At 69.2% G+C, this 20,584-nt stretch carries 18 protein-coding genes; 7 read left to right on the forward strand and 11 right to left on the reverse strand.

Annotated features, from left to right (window positions below; genetic code table 11):
- Positions 1-11: 11 nt before the first annotated feature.
- The 6 genes from DSD19_RS20645 to DSD19_RS20670 form a co-directional block, all read right to left on the reverse strand.
- Positions 12-1,229, reverse strand: a complete 1,218-nt coding sequence (locus DSD19_RS20645; protein ID WP_243628183.1) for a lytic murein transglycosylase — start codon at positions 1,227-1,229, stop codon at positions 12-14.
- A 258-nt stretch (positions 1,230-1,487) separates the two neighbouring features.
- Entirely contained in the window at positions 1,488-3,743 is a 2,256-nt protein-coding gene (gene rnr / locus DSD19_RS20650; RefSeq protein ID WP_113670944.1) for a ribonuclease R, read from the reverse strand.
- A gap of 66 nt (positions 3,744-3,809) precedes the next feature.
- Complete coding sequence (gene dapE, locus DSD19_RS20655) at positions 3,810-4,949, reverse strand: succinyl-diaminopimelate desuccinylase (RefSeq protein WP_113670945.1); 1,140 nt, start codon at positions 4,947-4,949, stop codon at positions 3,810-3,812.
- A gap of 146 nt (positions 4,950-5,095) precedes the next feature.
- Positions 5,096-5,782 (reverse strand): fumarylacetoacetate hydrolase family protein, encoded by a 687-nt coding sequence (locus tag DSD19_RS20660; protein WP_075784482.1) that lies wholly within the window; start codon positions 5,780-5,782, stop codon positions 5,096-5,098.
- A gap of 7 nt (positions 5,783-5,789) precedes the next feature.
- Complete coding sequence (locus tag DSD19_RS20665) at positions 5,790-7,412, reverse strand: D-alanyl-D-alanine carboxypeptidase family protein (protein WP_165828199.1); 1,623 nt, start codon at positions 7,410-7,412, stop codon at positions 5,790-5,792.
- A gap of 174 nt (positions 7,413-7,586) precedes the next feature.
- Positions 7,587-8,288 carry an HAD family hydrolase gene (locus DSD19_RS20670; RefSeq protein ID WP_075784483.1) on the reverse strand — a complete coding sequence of 234 codons (702 nt, stop codon included), beginning with the start codon at positions 8,286-8,288 and terminating at the stop codon, positions 7,587-7,589.
- 139 nt (positions 8,289-8,427) lie between these two features.
- Between DSD19_RS20670 and clpS the strand changes: the two genes are divergently transcribed.
- Genes clpS through DSD19_RS20685 form a run of 3 tightly spaced genes read left to right on the forward strand, consistent with a single transcriptional unit; the run spans position 8,428 to position 10,619 of the window.
- Complete coding sequence (gene clpS / locus DSD19_RS20675) at positions 8,428-8,748, forward strand: ATP-dependent Clp protease adapter ClpS (RefSeq protein WP_075787469.1); 321 nt, start codon at positions 8,428-8,430, stop codon at positions 8,746-8,748.
- Positions 8,749-8,768: 20 nt separating this feature from the next.
- The gene (locus DSD19_RS20680) at positions 8,769-9,770 is read left to right on the forward strand and encodes a class I SAM-dependent methyltransferase (protein ID WP_113670947.1); all 1,002 of its coding nucleotides are present in this window, start codon (positions 8,769-8,771) and stop codon (positions 9,768-9,770) included.
- Positions 9,771-9,809: 39 nt separating this feature from the next.
- Positions 9,810-10,619: an SDR family NAD(P)-dependent oxidoreductase gene (locus DSD19_RS20685; protein WP_113670948.1), complete on the forward strand. Its 810-nt coding sequence runs from the start codon at positions 9,810-9,812 to the stop codon at positions 10,617-10,619.
- Positions 10,620-10,633: 14 nt separating this feature from the next.
- On the opposite strand, the gene DSD19_RS20690 is transcribed toward DSD19_RS20685, so the two are convergent.
- Positions 10,634-11,035 (reverse strand): hypothetical protein, encoded by a 402-nt coding sequence (locus DSD19_RS20690; protein WP_075784486.1) that lies wholly within the window; start codon positions 11,033-11,035, stop codon positions 10,634-10,636.
- A 122-nt stretch (positions 11,036-11,157) separates the two neighbouring features.
- On the opposite strand from DSD19_RS20690, the gene hemF reads away from it, so the two are divergent.
- Positions 11,158-12,051, forward strand: coding sequence for an oxygen-dependent coproporphyrinogen oxidase (gene hemF, locus DSD19_RS20695; protein WP_075784487.1), 894 nt, complete (start codon positions 11,158-11,160; stop codon positions 12,049-12,051).
- A 21-nt stretch (positions 12,052-12,072) separates the two neighbouring features.
- On the opposite strand, the gene DSD19_RS20700 is transcribed toward hemF, so the two are convergent.
- Complete coding sequence (locus DSD19_RS20700; protein WP_075784488.1) at positions 12,073-12,690, reverse strand: TetR/AcrR family transcriptional regulator; 618 nt, start codon at positions 12,688-12,690, stop codon at positions 12,073-12,075.
- Between the two features lie 153 nt (positions 12,691-12,843).
- Positions 12,844-13,875 (reverse strand): uroporphyrinogen decarboxylase, encoded by a 1,032-nt coding sequence (gene hemE, locus DSD19_RS20705; protein ID WP_075784489.1) that lies wholly within the window; start codon positions 13,873-13,875, stop codon positions 12,844-12,846.
- Positions 13,876-13,979: 104 nt separating this feature from the next.
- On the opposite strand from hemE, the gene hemC reads away from it, so the two are divergent.
- The gene (gene hemC, locus DSD19_RS20710; protein ID WP_113670949.1) at positions 13,980-14,924 is read left to right on the forward strand and encodes a hydroxymethylbilane synthase; all 945 of its coding nucleotides are present in this window, start codon (positions 13,980-13,982) and stop codon (positions 14,922-14,924) included.
- A gap of 136 nt (positions 14,925-15,060) precedes the next feature.
- On the opposite strand, the gene DSD19_RS20715 is transcribed toward hemC, so the two are convergent.
- A complete protein-coding gene (locus tag DSD19_RS20715; RefSeq protein WP_243628184.1) occupies positions 15,061-16,479 on the reverse strand; it encodes an FAD-binding oxidoreductase in 1,419 nt (472 codons plus the stop codon).
- A 178-nt stretch (positions 16,480-16,657) separates the two neighbouring features.
- Positions 16,658-17,278, reverse strand: a complete 621-nt coding sequence (locus DSD19_RS20720; RefSeq protein WP_243628185.1) for an arylesterase — start codon at positions 17,276-17,278, stop codon at positions 16,658-16,660.
- A gap of 76 nt (positions 17,279-17,354) precedes the next feature.
- Here DSD19_RS20720 and DSD19_RS20725 point away from each other — a divergent pair, with 76 nt between their 5' ends.
- Positions 17,355-18,050, forward strand: coding sequence for an ABC transporter ATP-binding protein (locus tag DSD19_RS20725; protein WP_113670951.1), 696 nt, complete (start codon positions 17,355-17,357; stop codon positions 18,048-18,050).
- Positions 18,047-20,569, forward strand: coding sequence for an ABC transporter permease (locus DSD19_RS20730; RefSeq protein ID WP_113670952.1), 2,523 nt, complete (start codon positions 18,047-18,049; stop codon positions 20,567-20,569). Before DSD19_RS20725 ends, DSD19_RS20730 begins: the two co-directional genes overlap by 4 nt.
- Positions 20,570-20,584 lie beyond the last annotated feature (15 nt).

Genomic DNA, 20,584 nt, shown 5'->3' on the forward strand with positions numbered 1-20,584 from the left:
ACCCGGCGGCCTTATCTCAGCCGCCGCAGCACCGCCATGCTGGCATAGCCGTCGGGGACCAGCCCGACCGCGCTTTGATAGGCCCGAAGTGCCGAGACCGTGTCGGGTCCGATCCGTCCGTCGACGCCCTTGGTGTCGTATCCGGCGCGGGTCAGGCGTTCCTGCAACTCCTTGCGTTCGGCCGAGGCCAGCACCTGATCGTCGCGCGGCCAGCCCCCGAGGATCGGCCCGCCGCCCTTCAGCCGGTCGGCCAGATGCCCGACCCCGATCACATAGGCATCGGCGGGGTTGTAGCGTTCGATCACCCGGAAATTGTCGAAGATCATGAAGGCCGTGCCCCGCGCGCCCGCGGGCAGCAGGATCGCCGCGCGGCCAAAGTCGCGCACCGCCCGGCCGTTCATGTCGCGTACCCCCATCCGGGCCCAGTCCGAGGGAAGATGCGTGACCGACCGGTCGGCCAGCCGGTGATCGAAGCCCCGCGGCAGTTGCACCTCGACGCCCCAGGGCTGCCCCCTGGTCCAGCCGAAATGCGCCAGATAGGCTGCGGTCGAGGCCAGCGCGTCGGTCGGATCGTCCGACCAGATGTCGCGCCGCCCGTCGCCGGTGAAATCGACCGCATGCGCGAGGTAAGAGCTTGGCATGAACTGAGTATGGCCCATCGCCCCGGCCCAGCTTCCGGTCATGTGCCGGGCATCGGTATCGCCCGCCTGAATGATCTTCAGCGCATCGACCAGCTGGGTCTCGAAGAACGCAGCGCGGCGGCCGTCATAGGCCAAGGTCGCCAGCGAATCGACGATCGGGGCCGAACCGCGATAGCTGCCGTAAGAGGTCTCCATGCCCCAGATCGCGGCGACAATTTCCTTGTCGACGCCATAGCGCGCCTCGATCCGGGTCAGCACCGCGCCGTATTGCGCCAGCGCCGCACGGCCGTTCTGCACCCGGGTCTCGGACACTGCGCTGTCGAGATAGTCCCAGATCGGCTTGACGAATTCCGACTGGTTGCGGTCGCGCCGGATCACGTCGGCCTGGAAGGTCACGCCCTCGAAGGCAAGGTCGAAGACGCCCGGCGCAATGCCCTGCGCCAGCGCCCGCCCGCGAAAGCCCGCGATCCAGCCCGGAAAGCCCCGCGCCTCGTCGGCGATGGTATCGGCCGCGACCGCCTCGGCCAGGGCGGCGGCGACGGCGGGCCGCAGGTCCGGGCGGGTTTCGGGGCGCAGGCTCCGGCTCATTTCCGGCGTCTCCGGACGGGGCAAGGGACGGGGCGCGCGGTCGAGAACCGCATCGGCGGGACTGCCCAGGCCAAGGGCAACCCCAAGGGCAACCCCAAGGGCAACCCCGAGGCCGGGGGCCAAGGATCTGTGTCGGGTCATCTGCTCGCACCTTTTATCAGGCTTTGAGCCAGTGTAGCGCAGGTCCGTTCAACCGCAAAGCGGGGTTTCGGGGGCGGCTTTCGCCCGGCCGCCCGCAGGCGCCGGACCGCGCATCGCCTAGCGCCGGGTCCGCTTGACCTTGCCCTTGACCTTGTCCGATTTTGCCTTGGCGCGGACCACCTTGCGCCGCACCGGCTTGCCCCGCCCGCGCACGGCCCCGCGCGGCACCGCCCGGTCCTCGATCGACAAAAGCTCGAAGGTCAGCCCGCCGGTCACCGGCACCGCCTCGGCCAGCCGCACCGTCACCCGCTGGCCGATGCCGATCACCAGCCCGCTATTGGACCCCATCAGGGTCTGGGCATCGCGGTCGTGGTGGAAATACTCGTTCCCGAGCTCGCGGATCGGAATGAGCCCGTCGGCCCCGGTCTCGTCGAGCGAGACGAAGACGCCGAACCGCGCGATCCCCGAGATCCGGCCGCCGAATTCGTTGCCCACCCGTTCCGACAGATAGGCGGCAAGGTAGCGGTCGGTGGTGTCGCGCTCGGCCGCCATCGAGCGGCGCTCGGTCTCGCTGATATGCTTGGCCGTTGCTTCCAGTTCGTCGACATCCTCGGGGCCGAGCCCGTCCTTGCCCCAGCCATGGGCCGAGATCAGCGCCCGGTGCACGATCAGGTCGGCATAACGCCGGATCGGCGAGGTGAAATGCGCATAGGATTTCAGTGCCAGACCGAAATGGCCGAAATTCTCGGGAAAGTAATAGGCCTGGGTCATCGAGCGCAGGGTCGAGAGGTTGATGAGTTCTGAAAACTCGGTCCCCATCGCCTGATCGAGCAGGTCGTTCAGCTGGCGCGTATGCAGCACCTGGCCCTTGGCCAGTGTGAACCCCGAGGCGCCAGCCACCTCGCGCAGCGCGTCAAGCTTTTCGGGGCTCGGCTCTTCATGGACGCGGAACAGCAGCGGGCGTTGCAGCCGGGTCAGCTCCTCGGCGGCGGCGACATTGGCCAGCACCATGAATTCCTCGATCAGCCGGTGCGCGTCCAGCCGGTCGCGGAACCTGACCGACGCCACCTTGCCCTCGTCGGACAGCTCGATCCGCCGCTCGGGCAGGTCGAGATCGAGCGGCTGGCGCGCCTCGCGCGCCCGGATCAGAGCGCGATAGGCGGCGTAAAGCGGGTGGATCACCTCGTCGAGCAGGGGCGCGATGCGGTCAGAGGGCGTGCCCTCCTCGGCCGCCTGCACCTCTTCATAGGCGAAGGCCCCGGCCGATTGCATCAGCCCGCGGGTGAAGCGGTGCGCGATCTTGCGGCCCTCGGCGTCGATGGTCATCCGGACCGCGATGCAGGCCCGCGGGACGCCTTCGTGCAGCGAACACAGATCGCCCGACAGCCGGTCGGGCAGCATCGGCACCACCCGGTCGGGGAAATAGGTGGAATTGCCCCGCCGCCGCGCCTCGCGGTCGAGCCGCGAGCCCGGGGTCACGTAATGGGCGACATCGGCGATGGCCACCCAGAGGACATGCCCGCCCGGGTTCGCCGGATCGTCGTCGGGCATCGCCAGTACCGCGTCGTCGCGGTCGCGCGCGTCCGCGGGGTCGATGGTGACCAGCGGCAGCGCCCGCAGATCCTCGCGGTTGCCCAGCCCCGCGGGCTTGGCGCGGTCGGCCTCGGCGATCACCTCGTCGGGGAAGTCGTCGGGGATGCCATGCTGGTGGATGGCGATCAGGCTGACCGCCCTCGGCGCGGTCGGATCGCCCAGCCGCTCGACAATGCGGGCCCTGGGCAGGCCCATGCGGCCGCGCGGCCCGGCCAGTTCGGCCTCGACCAGCTCGCCGTCCTTCGCGCCATGGGTCAGGCTGGCGGCGACCGTCCATTCCTTGTCGGCGCCCTTGTCGATGGGCACGATCCGCCCGCCCTCGGTGGCCTTGCGGAAGATCCCCAGAATGCGTTTCGGGTTCGAGCCGATCTTGCGGATCAGCCGCGCCTCGTATTGGTGATCCTCGGCGCGGACCTCCTGCAGCTTGGCCAGGATCCGGTCGCCCTCGCCCAGCGCGGCGTCGCTTTGCCGGGGCAGGAACAGCACCTTCGGCGCCGCGCCCTCGCCATGCCATTCCAGCGGCCGGGCAAAAAGATCGCCATCGGCATTGGGCGCGAGGATCGAGAGAACGGTCACCGGCGGCAGCTTTTCGGGGTCGCGGTAGGTGCGTTTGCGCTTTTCCAGATGGCCCTCGTCTTCAAGCTCCTTCAGCAGGCGCTTGAGGTCGATCCGGTCGGCCCCCTTCAGCCCGAACGCCTTGGCGATGTCGCGCTTGTTGGTCTGGCCGGGATGGGCGGCGATCCAGTCGAGGATCTCGGTCTTGGAAGGAATGCGGGTCATGGCCGAGACCTAGCACGCGGCCCTTTCGCCGTCAGCCGGAAAGCGCGGGCGCCGGGGCCAGGCAGATCAGCCGAAATAGCCGCTCAGGATGCGCGTGTAGATCCGCTTCAGCTCGTCGATCTGGGCGGTCTCGACCCGTTCGTCGACCTGATGCATGGTCTTGCCGACCAGCCCGAATTCGACCACCGGGCACAGGTCCTTGACGAAGCGCGCATCCGACGTGCCGCCCGAGGTCGACAACTCGGGCCGTCGCCCGGTCTCGGCCTCGACCGCATCGGCCACCAGCGCCGAAAGCGGGCCAGGGGGCGTGACGAAGCTCTCGCCCGAGACCTTGATTTCCATCGCGATCTCGATGCCGGTCTCTTCGGTGACGCGGGCGGCCTCGGCGGCCATCCAGTCGGCGAGGCTCTCCGAGCTGTGCGCCTCGTTGAAGCGGATGTTGACGGTGGCGCGGCACTGGCCCGGGATGACATTGGTCGCCGGATTGCCGGTATCGAAGGTGGTCACGGCCAGCGTCGAGGGGTCGAAATGCCGGGTGCCCTGATCGAGGCTGTAGGCATCGAGCCGCTGCACCAGCCGCGCCAGCGCCGGGATCGGGTTGCGGGCGCGCTGCGGATAGGCCGAATGCCCCTGCACACCCCGGGCGGTGAAATACGCCGTCATCGACCCGCGCCGCCCGATCTTCATCATGTCGCCCATGGCCTCGCGGCAGGTGGGCTCGCCGACCAGACAGACCGCCATATGCTCGCCCTCGGTCTGCATCCAGTCCAGCAGTGCGATGGTGCCATCGGTCGCGTCGCCCTCCTCGTCGCCGGTCAGGGTCAGCACGATGGCGCCATCGGGCGGGGTCTCGGTCACGAAGTCGATGGCGGCAGCCACGAAGGCCGCGACGCCCGATTTCATGTCGGTGGCGCCCCGGCCCCACAGCTGGCCCTCGCGGATCTCGGCGCCGAACGGGTCGGCGGTCCAGGCGGCGGTGTCGCCCGCGGGCACGACATCGGTATGGCCGTTGAAGCCGAAGGTCTTCTCATGCCCCCGCCCGCCCCAGCGGGCGAAGAGGTTCGACGTGCCGTTCCGGTCGACCCGGCGGCAGTCGAACCCGGCCGCCGACAGCCGCGCGGCCAGCAGCACTAGGGCACCGCCCTCGGTGGGTGTGACCGAGCGACAGCGGATCAGCTCGGCGGTGAGGGCGACGGGATCGGTCATCGGCGGCTCCGGCGTGGCGTTCGGTCAGACCGATACCCCTGCGGACGCCATGCCGCAAGGCGGCGTGGGCCTGTCGGAGCCATCCCTTTTGCCGCCCGGGGGCAGCCGCCCGCGCGCGGCGCGCGGCAGGCGAGCCCCCGTTGGGCCTAGAGGACGCGGGTCGAGACCCGGCCGACGCCCTCGATCTCGACGCTGCAGGTCTGTCCGCGGGCGATCGCGCCCACGCCCGCCGGGGTGCCGGTATAGATCAGGTCGCCCGGGGCCAGCGCGACCAGCCGCGACAGATGCGAGACGATCTCGGGCACGGACCAGATCATGTCGCCAAGATCGCCCTCCTGCCGCAGCACGCCGTCGACATGGCAGGCGATCCGGCCCCGGGCGGGATGGCCGATCCGGGCGGCGGGCCGCAGCGCGCCGCAGATCGCCGAGGCGTCGAAGCCCTTGGCCATGTCCCAGGGACGGCGCGCGGCCTTGGCCTCGGCCTGCAGGTCGCGCCGGGTCAGATCGTTGCCCGCCGCATAGCCCCAGACATGGTCAAGCGCGGCCGCCGCCGCGATGTCGGCGCCGCCCCGGCCCAGGGCGACCACAAGTTCGGCTTCGTGATGCAGATCGGCCGTGGCGGGCGGATAGGCGATATCGGCATCGTCCGTCACCAGCGCATCGCCGGGCTTGGTGAAGAAGAAGGGCGGCTCGCGGTCGTCCGCGCCCATCTCGCGGGCATGCTCGGCATAGTTCCGGCCGACGCAGAAGATCCGCCGCACCGGGAAGCGCGCCGCGTCTCCGTCGATGGACAGCGCGGGGACAGGCGGAAGCGGCAGGGCATAGGCGGTCATCGGCGGATCACGACGGGGGCTGGCCGAAGGTGCTGCAGGTCGAGCCGTGCGATTGCAGGCGGCGACAGGCCTGGTCGGCCTCAAGCTCGGTCATGCCGACGAAATTGGCCTCGAACCCGCGGCGGCCCTGCACCACCTTGCGCAGGGCGTTGTCGAGAATGCCCATTTCCTGCAGGGCGGTGCGCAGCAGCACGCGCTCGGCCTGATAGCGCGAATTGTAGTTGCCGACATTGATCCCCCAGTAGCGCCCGCCCGAAGACGACATCCGCGACACGATCTGGGGTTCGTCCTCGGCCAGGGCCAGTTCGACCGCATCAGGCGCGGCGGGCGGGGCGGAGGCCGCTGCGGCGGCCGCGGCCGCAACGGCGGCAAGATCGGTGGCCGCGGGTTCGGAGGCTGCCGGGACCGCTGCGGCGACCGCCAAAGGGTCCGCGACAGGGGCCGGCGTCACCGGCGCCACGGCTTCGGGGGCCAGACCGGCCGGCCGGGCCCGGGGCGGTATCGAGACCGCGAGGACCGCCGCACCCGATGCTGACGCGACCTCCGCCTCTGGCGCGGACGCCGCGGCGGGCGCGGGAACGGTCAGTTCGGCCTTGGCCGCGCTGACCGACGTGCTGACATCGGCGGCAAGGGCCGCGATCAGCGCCTCGGTCGGGGCAGCGGCGCCGGGCCGGGCCCGAGGCCGCATCGAGCGCGCCATCACCGCAGGCGCAGACGCGGATGGCGCGGCCTCGACCGGCGGCACGGCCGCAAGGCGGGCGGCTCCGGTCAGATAGGGCGGCTTTTGCGGGCTGCGCAGGGCGACGCGGCTGGGCGCCTTGCGGAAACCCAGATCCAGGAGCTTGGCGACCTCGGCATTGCGCGCGGCCGTGCTGCGCCCGCCCAGAACCGTGGCGATGATGCGTTCCTGACCACGGATGGCAGAGCCCACGAGGTTGTAGCCCGCCGCATTGGTATAGCCGGTCTTGATCCCGTCGGCGCCGGAATAGCTGCCAAGAAACCGGCGGTTGGTGCTGTAGACCTGACGCCCGCCGGCATCGTCGGTGACCCGCGAGAAAATGTTGTAATAGCCCGGATAGTCGTAGACGACATGCCGCGCGAGAATGGTCAGGTCGCGCGCGGTCGACAGGTGACCTTCCTCGGTCAGCCCGTTGGCATTGCGGAAGGTGGTGCGGTTCATGCCCATCGCCCGGGCGGTGCGGTTCATCCGCCGGGCGAAGGCGGCCTCGGACCCCTCCAGCGCTTCGCCGATGGCGGTGGCCGCGTCATTGGCCGATTTGATGGCGGCGGCGCGGATCAGATACTTGAAGCGGATCTTCTGACCGGCGCGCAGGCCCAGCTTGGAGGGAGGCTCGGAAGCCGCATGCGCCGAGATGGTCACCACGGTTTCAGGGGAAATCTCGCCATGCTCGATCGCCTCGAAGGCAAGATACAGCGTCATCATCTTGGTCAGGGAGGCCGGGTGCAGCCTCGTATCGGCGTTCTCGGCATGCAGCACCTCGCCGGTCCGGGCATCGACCACGAACGAGGCCGAGGGCGCGGCCCGAAGGCCGGTCGCGGCGACCGAAATGCCGACTGCAAGGATTGCGAATAGAAGCGCGTGCCGAACGCACAGACTCGCTCGTCTCACCGGGACCTGCCTTTTCACTGCCTCTCGCCACCCGATTGTCGTGCCGGGCGGTCTGTTTCAGCGGCACCCTACCACGTTGCGGAATGAGGGAAAACAGCTCTGTTTCAATGGGATTGGGGCCGATCCTGGGACATTGCAACATGTCGCGGTCACGCCTGCGACATCTACAACATGTCAGCCCAGCCGCGCGATCAGGTCCGGCAATTCGCCAAGGTGTTGCAGTTCGGCAAAGCGGGCATGGGCCCGGGGCGGGTCGGCATGTTCCAGTTCCCAGGTCAGGTCATGCGGCACGAAGACCCCCCAGGCGCCCGCCTCGATGGCGGGAATCACGTCCGATTTCAGAGAGTTGCCCACCATCATCGCGCGCTCGGCACCGTCGCCGTGGCGGGCGAAGATGGCGCCGTAGCGCGGCGCCGTCTTGTCGCTGACGATCTCGACGCCGTCGAACAGCTCGCCCAGCCCCGACTGCGCCAGCTTGCGTTCCTGATCGAGAAGATCTCCCTTTGTTATCAGAAGGATGCGATACGTTCCTGCAAGTGCCAGAATGGCCTCCCGGGCCTCGGGCATCAGCTCGATCGGGTGACGCAGCATCTCCTGCCCGGCCGCCAGCAGATCGCGGATGACGGCGGCGGGAACCCGCTCGTCGGTGACCTCGATGGCGGTCTCGATCATCGACAGAACGAAGCCCTTGATGCCGAACCCGTAATGCCCGACGTTGCGGCGCTCGGCCTCCAGCAGCCGGTCCATCAGCGCCTCGGGCGGAGCGAAATCTGCCAGCAACTCGGCGAATCGCGCCTGGGTCAGTCGGAAGAACCGTTCGTTCTGCCAGAGCGTATCGTCGGCATCGAAACCGATGGTTGTCAGCTGTCCGGCCAATCGCGTTCCCTCGTGCGGCACTGCGCCCTTTTCAGACCGGCCCTTTTCAGACCGGCGCGCTCGCATATATAAGATCACTTGAACCGAACACCACCACCTTCGCCGGAGCCCGGACCCCGTGACGAACGACCTTCGCATGATGGCCGACAAGAGTGGCGACCCCGAAGGCGAAACCGGGGTCATCACCAAGACCAAGCCAAAGACCCAGCGGCCGCCGCTTTACAAGGTGCTGTTGCTGAACGACGACTACACGCCGATGGAATTCGTCGTGCATGTGCTGGAGCGTTTCTTCGGCATGAGCCACGCCCAGGCCTTCGAGATCATGCTGGTCGTGCACAAGAAGGGCGTCGCCGTGGTCGGCGTGTTCAGCTTCGAGGTGGCCGAGACCAAGGTCGCCCAGGTGATGGATTTCGCCCGCCGCCACCAGCACCCCCTGCAATGCACGATGGAAAAGGAGTAGGGCCCGAGGCCCGCCCGTCCATGACCGTTTCCAGACTGACCCTGGCGCTGCAAGGCGGTGCCGTTTCGTTGCCGCCCGAGGGGCGGATCGCCGTTTTCGACGCCCCGGCCGCGGCCGACCTGTCGGCCCTGCCCAAGGAGCGGGTGCAGATCGTGCAGGGCTTCGCCCCCGATCATGCCGCCTGGGCCACGCGCGGCTGGGACGTCGCGGTCGCGCCCTCGGGCGCGTTCTCGGCCGCACTTGTCCTGCTGCCGCGCGCCAAGGCCGCGGCCCAGGCCCGGCTGGCCGAGGCGCTGGGGCTGACCGGCGGCGGGCCGGTGCTGGTCGACGGCGCCAAGACCGACGGGGTCGACAGCCTGCTGAAGGCGCTGCGCCAGGGCGGCGCCGAGGTCTCGGCCCCGTTCGCCAAGGCCCATGGCAAGACCTTCTCGGTCCGGGCCGATCCTGCGGACTTCGAGGCCTGGCGCCCCCGCGCTGGCGAGATGGTGGCGGGACGTTACCGCACCCTGCCCGGCGTCTTCTCGGCCGATGGCGTGGATCGCGGCTCGGCGCTTCTGGTGGGCGCGCTGCAGACGCCGCTGAAGGGCCGGGTTGCCGATCTGGGCGCGGGTTGGGGCTATGTCGCCGCCGAGGCGCTGGCCGCGCATCCCGGTATCGCCGAGATGCATCTGATCGAAGCCGACCACGCGGCGCTGAGCTGCGCGCGCGAGAATGTCCCCGACCCGCGCGCCCGGTTCCACTGGGCCGACGCCATTGCCTTCACCGCCGAGAAGGGCTTCGACACGGTGCTGACCAACCCGCCCTTCCATGTCTCGCGCGCCGCCGATCCGGGGCTCGGGCGGGCCTTTCTGGCAGCGGCGGCGCGGCTGCTGGCGCCGCACGGACAGGCGCTGATCGTTGCCAACCGGCACCTGCCCTACGAACGGGATCTGACCGCGCTGTTCGCGGAAACCCATGAAATCGGCGGCGATGCGGGGTTCAAGGTTTTGCTGGCGCGGCGGCCGTCTCGCCGCCCCCGGTGAAATCGCATAGTCTGACCAACCGAATCAGGAGGCTTCTCGATGTCCTTCTCCATCCAGGGCAAGACAGCCATCGTCACCGGCGCGGCCAACGGGCTGGGACTGGCCATCGCCCGGCATTTCAGCGACCGCGGCGCGAATGTGATGTTCGCCGACCGGGACGAGCCCCGGCTGGTCGACGAATGCGGCAAGAATCCCGAAACCGAAAGCACGGTGCGCTACTTCGCAGGCGATTTGCGCGAGCGGCTGACCATCGCCAACCTGCTGTCGGCCACCATCGACGCCTTCGACCGGATCGACATCCTGGTCAATGCCAGCCGCCAGATGGTGCTGTCCGATCCGCTGGACCCCGACAATGACGGGTTCGACGTGATGATGGAACAGAACGTGATGACCTCGCTCCGGCTCAGCCAGATCGTGTCGCGGCGGATGATCCGTCAGGCCGAGGAGGCGGGCCAGACCGAGGGACAGGCGGGTGCCATCGTCAACATCTCGTCGATCGCCGCGACCCGTACCCATGGCGAGCTTCTGGCCTATTCGGTCAGCTGCGCGGCGCTGGAACAGCTGACCCGCTCGATGGCGGTGGCGCTGGCGCCGCACCGGATCCGGGTCAATGGCGTGGCCTTCGGCTCGGTGATGTCGGCGAGCCTGCAGAACATCCTCAAGGATCAGCCCGACTACCGCAACGAGATCCGCGCCCACACGCCTCTGGGGCGCATCGCCAAGGCCTCGGAACTCAGCGAGACGGTGCAGTTCCTGTCGTCGGACGCGGCGCAGTTCATGACCGGCCAGATCCTGGCTGTCGATGGCGGGCGTACCCTGATCGACCCGGTGGCCGCGCCCGCGCACTGACGCGCCCGCCGACTCTATCCCTTTTCGTCGCCCGGATACCGTGCCTCGCAGGCGGACAGCGCGCGCGCGGCGCGCCGCGCGGCCTCGGTCCGCTTGGCCTTCAGCTCGGCGAGGTTGCGCCGTTCGGCGGCCAGATCGACCGTCACCGGCACCTCGCGGATCCCCACATCGGGATAGTCGCAGAAGGTGAACCCCATCGCCGGGCTGCGCCCGAAACGTGACCCGTAGCAGAAATCGAACCGGGTGCGTTCATACGGTTCGCGGCGATAGCCATAGCCGCGCGCGATGGTCTGTTCGGACTCGCGGATCAGCGTGTCGAGCACGCGCAGGTCGTAAAGCGCCGCCCGTTCGCAGGACTGGCGCGGGGTGGCACAGGCGGCAAGCGGCAGAAGCATCAAGAGGGCAAGCTTACGCATCGAAGGACTCCCGGTCGGATGGCGCATCCTACGCCGCGCCGCGCGGCAACGGAACCGTGCGGCATGGTGGCGCGGGCGGAGATAAGCTGATAACCGGTTAACAAAACAGGGAGACCCGCGCGATGACCGAAATGTTCGACGACCGAAAGGCGCAGGCTTCGGCCTGGTTCCGCCGCCTCCGCGACGAGATCGTGGCCGCCTTCGAGGCGCTGGAAGAGGCCCCGCCCCCGGCCCCGGTGGCCGAGCTGCCGCCCGGGCGGTTCAACGTGACCGAGACCCGTCGCCAGTCCGAGGACGGATCGGATGCGGGCGGCGGCCTGATGAGCGTGATGCGCGGCGGCCGGATCTTCGAGAAGGTGGGCGTCAATGTCTCGACCGTCTATGGTACGCTGAACCCGCGGGCACAGGCGGCGATGGCCGCGCGCAAGGGGCTGGAGGGGATGAAGGACGACCCCCGGTTCTGGGCCTCGGGGCTGAGCCTCGTCGCCCACATGCGCAATCCGCACACGCCCGCCGTCCATCTCAACACCCGGATGTTCTGGACCCCGCAGGACTGGTGGTTCGGCGGCGGCACCGATCTGAACCCCTGCCTGCCCCATGACGAAGATACGGCGGATTTCCACGCGGTGCTGAAGGCCCATTGCGACCGCCACGACCTCAGCCATTACCCGCGCTTCAAGGCCTGGGCCGACGAGTATTTCTATGTGCCGCATCGCGGCCGGGTCCGGGGCGTCGGCGGCATCTTCTTCGACGATCTGAATTCGGGCGACTGGCCGGCGGATTTCGCCTTCACCCAGGATGTCGGCCGCGCCTTCCTGCCGGCCTTCCTGCCGCTGGTCGAACGGCGCGCAGGCACCCCCTGGACCGAGCGCGACCGCGAAGCACAGCTGGCGCATCGCGGTCTTTATGCCGAATACAACCTCCTTTACGACCGCGGCACGCGCTTCGGGCTTGAGACCGGGCATGACCCGGAAGCCGTGCTGATGAGCATGCCGCCGCTGGCCAGCTGGCCCTGAGCCCGCGAGAATGGCCGGGTTTCAGTCGTCGCCGGACGCGCAGATCAGGTCGATCAGTAGGTCGAGGGTCTGCGCGGCCTGGTCCCATTTGCCGCCCGACCGGTTCGGGCCATCGGCATCCAGCGCCAGAACCGCGACGCCATGGATCGTGGTCCAGAGCAGAAAGGCAAGCTCGCGCGCCTTGCCGGTGCTCCGTCCCCGATACGCACGACAGCGCCGAACGCCCTCGGTCAGCGCCTCGAGCGAGTCGGGCGGAACGATGACGTCGATGATATGGGCGATCCCGCCATCGCCCGGATCGCAATAAAGAAGGCGATAGAGCGCAGGGTTCGTCCGGGCGAACTCAAGATGGGCGCGGCCGCCCTCGCGCAGGCGAGTGGGCGGGTGCCCGTCCGGGTCGAAATAGCGGGCGGTCAGCCGGGCCGCGAGCCGGTCGTAGCAGACCCGCCGCAATTCCGAGACCAGCGCATCCCGGTCGGGAAAGGCGGCCCGCACCCGGCTTTCGGGGACGCCCGCGGCCTCGGCCACCTCGCCCAGCGTGAACCGCGCGGTTCCGCGCTCGCGCAGCAGCACGATCAGGGCATCCACGACCCTGACGCGAAAGCCGGACGCAGCAAAGAGTTCGGACGGTTGGGCCATGGGGTCCCGGTCAAGGCATGGGGCAAATTCAACTATAGCTAGCGACCACAACGGACACCTTCAACCTGACCAAAAGGCGGGCCTCGGCGGGAAAACGCCCGCGCGAAGCGATCCGCGCGGGCGTTTGCCGGGTTCCGTCCCGAAGGGTGCGCCTTAGGCGCGCAGGGCCTCGAGCATCACCGTCACGTTCTCGGGATCGGCATCGGGGGTGATGCCATGGCCGAGATTGAAGATATGCGGCCCTTTCGAGAAGGCCTCCTTGATGCGCCTGGTCTCGTCGATCAGCGCCTGACCGCCGGTGACCATCAGTTTCGGGTCCATGTTGCCCTGGACGCAGCCGTCCTTCTGCACGTTCTCGACGGCCCATTCGGCCGAGACCGAATTGTCGAGCGCGACGCAATCGGCGCCGGTCGCCTTGGCGAAACCGACATACTTGTCGCCCGCCTCGCGCGGGAAGGCGATGCAGGGCAGGCCCGGATGGCGCGCCTTCATCTCGGCGATGATCCGTTTCGCGGGTTCCATCGCGTATTTGTCGAAGGCCTCGCCCTTCAGCGACCCGGCCCAGCTGTCGAAGATCTTGACCACTTCGCAGCCCGCCTCGACCTGTTTCGACAGGTATTCGATGGTGGCGTCGGTCAAGAGGTCGATCAGCGCGGCAAAGGTCGCCTCGTCCTCCGTGCGCAGCGCATGGGCCGGAGCCTGATCCTTGGTGCCGCGACCGGCGATCATGTAGGTCGCGACCGTCCAGGGGGCGCCCGCGAAGCCGATCAGAGTGGTTTCCTTCGGCAGCTCGCGCGACAGGATCCGGCAGGTCTCGTAGACCGGCGCCATGTGGTCGTGGATGTCGTCCTTGCCCTTCAGCGCCTTCAGCCCTTGCGCGTCGGTGATCGTCGACATGCGCGGGCCTTCGCCCGTTTCGAACCACAGCTCGGCGCCCAGCGCCTGGGGCAGCAACAGGATGTCGGCGAACAGGATGGCGGCGTCGAACCCGTAGCGGCGGATCGGCTGCAGCGTCACCTCGGCCGCAAGTTCCGAGTTGTAGCAGAGCGACAGAAAGTCGCCCGCTTCGGCCCGGGTAGCCCTGTATTCGGGCAGATATCGCCCCGCTTGCCGCATCAGCCAGACCGGGGGCACGTCCATCGTCTCTCCGGAAAGTGCCCGCAGCAGTTTTTTAGTTTCCGCCATCGTCGTCCCCGTTTATGTGTGCGGCCTGTCGTCCCCTGCTTGCGTCAGCATGTCAAGACAGGCCGAGTTGTCAGGACGACGTGACGCGATTAGAGGTTTGGCGCATGGCTATCACACTTCCTTCCCCCGCTTCACCCCTCAAGATCGGCACGCGCGGCTCGCCGCTCGCGCTGGCTCAGGCCCATGAAACCCGCGAACGGCTGATGAAGGCGTTCGATCTGCCGGAGGATGCCTTCGAGATCGTGGTGATCAACACGATCGCCGACCGGGTGCTGGACCGGGCGCTGAAGGAGATCGGCGGCAAGGGTCTCTTCACCAAGGAGATCGAGGACGCCATGCTGGGCGGCCAGATCGACATCGCGGTCCATTCGACCAAGGACATGGCGGTCGCGCAGCCCGAGGGGCTGGTGCTGGACACCTTCCTGCCGCGCGAGAATTACCGTGACGCCTTCATCTCGAAAAGCGTCAAGGGGCTGAAGGATCTGGCCGAGGGCGCTGTGGTCGGCACCTCGTCGCTGCGCCGCCGGGCCCAGCTGCTGAACTACCGCCCCGACCTGAAGGTGGTCGAATTCCGCGGCAACGTGCAGACCCGGCTGAAAAAGCTGGAAGACGGCGTGGCCGAGGCAACCTTCCTGGCCATGGCCGGGCTGAACCGTCTGGGGCTGGAAGAGGTCGCGCAATCGACCATCGAGCCCGAAGAGATGCTGCCGGCCGTGGCCCAGGGCGCCATCGGGATCGAGCGGCGCGTCGACGATGCGCAGGCCGCGCATCTGCTCGAGGCGCTGCATGACAAGGCCACGGGCGAGATGATGGCTTGCGAACGCGCCTTCCTCGACGCCCTCGATGGGTCTTGCGAAACCCCCATTGGCGGGCTTGCGCTGCACGAAGGCGGCAATCTGTGGCTGCGCGGCGAGATCCTGCGCCCCGACGGGTCCGAACGGATCGCGGGCGAGGATCGCGCGACCATCGAGGACGCGGCCGAGATGGGCTTTGCGCTGGGCAAGAAGCTGCGCGAGCAGGCGGGCGAAGGCTTCTTCGACTGGGAGTGATCCCGTCCGGGACGATCCCCCTCATCGGACCCGCAGCCATAGGGACCAATCGTCAGACGCCCGGCCTTTCGGCCGGGCGTTTCCGTTTTCAAGAGTGCGCGTCCGGTCCGGGACCGGCCGGTCGTCCCTTGGACGGTCAGTCCTGCCCCGGCGGGATCAGCTTGCCGGGGTTCATGATGTTCTGGGGGTCGATCGCGGCCTTGATCCGGCGCATCACGTCCAGCGCGACCGGATCCTTGCGGCGGGTCATGGTCGAAAGCTTCGATAGCCCGATCCCGTGTTCGGCCGAGAAACTGCCCCTGAGCGCGGCGACCTCGTCCTCGACGGCCTCGCGGATGATCTCTTTCATCTCGGGGCGGTCGGTCGCGGGCCAGACGGTGTAATGCAGGTTGCCGTCCCCCAGATGGCCGACATTGACCGTTTCGGCGCCGGGGTCGATCTCTTGCAGCCGCGCCTCCATCCGGTCGAGGAAGGTCCCCACCAGATCGAGCGGCAGCGCCACGTCATTGTCGATGACCGGCTGGCGCGAAAAGCAGATTTCGGCCGACAATTCGCGCCGCTGCCAGATCTCGGCCCGCTGGGCCTCGTTCTGGGCGACGACCGCGTCCAGAACCTCGCCCCGCTCCATCGCCTCGGCCAGCGCCTCTTCGAGGATCGCCACGACCGGCAGGCGGCCATCGGGGCCGGGGGTCGCGTCGCGGGGCGCGGTGGCGCCGATCTCGACCATGATGTTGATCTCGTGCGGCTCGGCGAAGGGCGGGCGCAGCTCGGGGCGGCAGCGGAAGAGGTGGCGCATGAAGTTGCCGGGCATGTATTCGAAGGCCTCGACGGCGCCGCCGGTGGTCTCCTGCAGCCGGTTCAGCAGATCGAGCGCGGCGGGCAGGCTTTCGACCGCGGCCATCGCCGTGGCATAGGCGCGCGGCCTGGGAAAAAGCCGCACCACCGCGGCGGTGATGATCCCCAGCGTGCCCTCGGCCCCGATCATCAGATCCTTGAGGTCGAGCCCGGTATTGTCCTTGTAAAGCGGGCTCATCACATCCATCACCCGGCCGTCGGGCAGCACCGCCTCGAGCCCGAGGCAAAGCGCCCGGGTGGTGCCGTAACGCAGCACGTTGGAACCGCCCGCATTGGTCGACAGCACCCCGCCGATCCGCGCCGAGCCGCGCGCGCCGAAGGTCAGCGGAAAGACCATGTCCTGGGCGGCGGCCGCGTCGTGCAACTGCGACAGGATCACCCCCGCCTCGACCGTCGCGGTCCGGGCGCGCGGATTGATCTCGCGGATCCGGTTCAGCCGCTCGACCGAGACCATCAGAGCGCCCTCGGCATAGGCGCCACCCGAAAGCCCGGTATTGCCCGCGACCGGCACGACCGGAATCCGGTGCTGCGAGGCGAAGGTCACGATGGCGGCCAGCTGGTCGCGGTCGGCCGGGCGCAGCACGGCGCGGGGCGCGCTGTTGTATTTGCCGGTCCAGTCATGGGCATAGCGCCGGGTGTCGTCGCCGGTCAGCACATGGGCGGGGCCGAGAAGCTCGGTAAGGTGGGGGATCGGGTCCAAGGGTGCCTCCGTAAGTCGGAAAGCACCTAACGCCATGCGGGCAGGCTTGACCAGAGGCTTGGGGCCTTGGCGCCGGACTATGGGGACACCATTCCTGTTCCAAAGGCGCGCCTTGCGGCGCAAGATCCCTGTCTCGGGCCCGGCCTTCGGGCCGGTCCCTCTGGAGGGCGTCGCAAGGTCAGCCTCCCGCCGCGACCTTGGCGCGCGCGACCAGTTCCAGAACGCTTGGCCCCATTGCCTCGACGACCCGCGCGACGCCCTCGGCCGAGGGGTGGATGCCATCGGCCTGCATGTAACGCGCCATCGCCGCGCCGCGATCCGGCAGGTCGGTCAGGCCCTTGAGGAAGTTCGGGAAATAAAGCGCGTCATGGGCCTTGGCGAGTTCGGGATACATCGCGTCGAAAGCCGCCTTGAACTCGGGGCCGTAATTGCCCGGCGCATCGAGCCCGACCAGCAGGACCGGCACGTGAGCCGCATCCGCCCGGGTCAGGATCGCGTCCAGATTGGCGCGCGAGGCGGCCGGGTCGATGCCGCGCAAGAGATCGTTTCCGCCCAGCGCCACGATCAGCCCGCCGACCTCGGGCGTCAGCGTCCAGCCGATCCGCGACAGCCCGCCCGCCGTGGTATCGCCCGAGACCCCGGCATTCAGCACCGTGACCTCGGCCCCCTGCGCGTTCAGCCAGGCTTCAAGCTGGGGCACGAAGCCCTCCTCCTGCGGCAACCCGTAGCCCTGGGTCAGGCTGTCGCCCAAGGCGGCGATGGTGACCGGTTGGGCCGTGGCGGCTGTACCAGCCAGCACCAGGGCCGCGGCGAGCTTGAGCGTGCGGCGCGCGGCCCCATATCGAAGGAGAGGCAGGCAACGGAGGCAGCGCTCGATGGCAGACCCGATTCTTTCGCTCAGCGACGTCACCTTGACGCTCGACGGCAATGCCGGGCCGGTCGAGATCCTGCATGGCATCTCGCTCGACGTGACGCCGGGCGAGACGCTGGGGCTGGTCGGTCCGTCTGGGTCGGGCAAGTCGTCTCTCCTCATGCTGATGGGCGGGCTCGAACGGGCGACCTCGGGCCGCGTGCTGGCGCTGGACCGCGACCTGACGGCCATGAACGAGGACCAGCTTGCCCGGTTCCGCAGGGAACATATGGGCGTGGTCTTCCAGTCTTTCCACCTGATCCCGACCATGACCGCGCTGGAAAACGTGGCGACACCGCTGGAGCTTGCCGGTCATCGCGACGCCTTCGAGCGCGCCGCCGACGAATTGCGCACGGTCGGGCTTGGCGCCCGGATGGACCATTACCCCAGCCAGATGTCGGGCGGCGAGCAGCAGCGCGTGGCGCTGGCCCGCGCCGCCGCGCCGCGCCCGCATCTGCTGCTGGCCGACGAGCCCACCGGCAATCTCGACGGCGCCAACGGGGCGGCGATCATGGACCTGCTGTTCGGGCTGCGCGACCGCCATGGCGCGACGCTGGTGCTGGTGACCCATGCCCCCGATCTGGCCGCACGCTGCGACCGGGTAATCGAGCTGGCCGACGGACGGATCGCGGGCCAGACCGCGCGGAGGGCCGCGGAATGAGCCTGCCGGTCGCGGCGCGGATCGCCCGGCGCGAGCTGCGGGGCGGGCTGCGGGGCTTTTACGTCTTTCTCGCCTGTCTTGCGCTGGGGGTCGCCGCCATCGCCGCGGTCGGGTCCGTCCGCGAAAGCATCGAAGGCGGGCTGACGCGCGAGGGCGCGGTGCTTCTGGGCGGCGATGCCGAGATGACGCTGACCTACCGCTTTGCCTCGGACGAGGAACGCGCCTGGATGGAGGGCGTGTCGGACGCGCTGTCGGAAGTGGTCGATTTCCGCTCGATGGTGGCGGTCGTGCGCGACGGCGAGACCGAGCGCGGCCTGACCCAGGTCAAGGCGGTGGACGACGCCTATCCGCTTTACGGCGCGGTCGCGCTCGACCCGCCGCTGCCGCTGGATCAGGCCATCGCCGGGAATGGCGCGGTGATGGAGCGGGTGCTGGCCGACCGGCTGGGGCTGAAGCCGGGCGACAGCTTCCGGCTGGGAACCGCCGATTACACGCTGTCGGCGGTGCTGGCGCGCGAACCCGACGGGGCGGGCGACGGCTTCGGGCTGGGGCCGCGGCTGATCCTGCGCACGGCGGCTCTGGAGCCCTCGGGCCTCCTGGCGCCGGGCACGCTGTACGAGGTCAAGTACCGGCTGAAACTGCCGCCCGGCCATGACATCGCGGCGCTGGAGCGCGAGGCCGAGACGCGCTTTTCCGACCGGGGCATGCGCTGGCGCGACGCCCGGAACGGCGCGCCCGGCATGACCCGCTTCGTCGACCGCATGGCGTCTTTCCTCGTGCTGGTCGGGCTTGCCGGGCTTGCGGTGGGCGGCGTCGGCGTCTCTGCGGCGGTGCGGTCCTATATCGACGGCAAGACCGAGGTCATCGCCACGCTGAAGACGCTGGGCGCCGAGGGCCGCACGATCCTTGCCGCCTATCTGATGCAGATCGGGGTGCTGGCCGGGCTGGGCATCGGGCTGGGGCTTGTGCTGGGCGCTGTGCTGCCGCTGGCGGCGGGGCCGCTGATCGAGCCGCGGCTGCCGGTCCCGGCCGATTTCACCGTCCATGCCCGCCCGCTGGCCGAGGCCGCCGTCTATGGCGTGCTGACGGCGCTTCTCTTCACGCTCTGGCCGCTGGCGCGCACCGAAGAGGTGCGGGCGGCGGCGCTGTTCCGCGACGCCTCGGGCCGGGTCCGGGCCTGGCCCCGGCCGCGCTATGTGGCGGCAACGACAGGGCTGGCGCTTTTGCTGATCGGGGTGGCGGCCGCCTTCTCGGGGGTGCCGAAGCTGGCGCTCTGGGCGGCGGCGGGCATTCTGGGCGCGCTGGGCCTTCTGGTGCTGGCGGCGGCGGCGCTGCGCCTGATCGCGCGGCGCGCGGCCCGGGCGCGGGCTTTGCGCGGGCGCACCGCGCTTCGGCTGGCGATGGGCGCGGTCGGCGGCCCGGGGGGCGAGACCCAATCGGTGGTGCTGTCGCTGGGGCTCGGCCTTTCGATCCTCGCGGCGGTCGGGCAGATCGACTGGAACCTGCGCAGCGCGATCCAGCAGGAACTGCCAGACCGCGCGCCGTCCTATTTCGTCGTCGACATCCAGCCCGACCAGCTTGACGGCTTCCTGCGGCGGCTGAACCGCGACCCGGGCGTCAGCCGGGTCGAGACCGCGCCGATGATGCGCGGCGTCATCACCCGCATCAACGGCCGCCCCGCGCGCGAGGTCGCGGGCGATCACTGGGTGGTCACGGGCGACCGGGGCGTGACCTACGCCGCCGAGCCGCCAGAGAACACCGTGGTCACCGACGGGCTCTGGTGGCCCTCCGATTATGACGGGCCGCCGCAGATCAGCTTTGCCCGCGAGGAAGCCGAGGAGATCGGGTTGAAGCTCGGCGACGAGATCACCGTGAACATCCTGGGCCGCGACATCACCGCGACGGTCACAAGCTTTCGCGAGGTCGATTTCTCGACCGCGGGCATCGGCTTCGTGATGACGATGGACCCGGCCGCCGTGCAGGGCGCGCCGCATACCCATATCGCCACGATCTATGCCGAGCCCTCGGCCGAGGCGGCAATCCTGCGCGATCTGGCCTCGGCCTATCCCAACATCACCGCGATCCGGGTCAAGGACGCGATCGACCGGGTGGCCGAGGTGCTGGCGGGCCTTGCCGCCGCCATCGCCTATGGCGCCTCGGCCACGCTGGTGACCGGGGTGATCGTGCTGATCGGCGCTGCCGCGGCGGGCCAGCGGACGCGGATCTTCGAGGCCGCGGTGCTGAAGACGGTGGGCGCGGTCCGGGGCCAGATCCTGGCCTATTTCGCACTTCGCTCTGCCATGCTGGGCGCGGCAGCGGGCGCGGTCGCGATCCTCGCGGGCGGCATCGCGGGCTGGGCGGTGATGCGCTTCGTGATGGAGGGCAGCTACCGGTTCGAGCCGGTCTCGGCTCTGGCCATCGTGCTCGGCGGGGCGCTCGCCACGCTGATCGCGGGGCTCGTCTTCGCCTGGCGCCCGCTGGCCGCGCGCCCGGCCCGGGTGCTGCGGGCACGGGAATAGCGCCTGGCGCGCGGG

It is taken from the genome of Rhodovulum sp. BSW8 (genome assembly GCF_003314725.1).
GTDB classification, from domain to species: Bacteria; Pseudomonadota; Alphaproteobacteria; order Rhodobacterales; family Rhodobacteraceae; genus Rhodovulum; species Rhodovulum visakhapatnamense.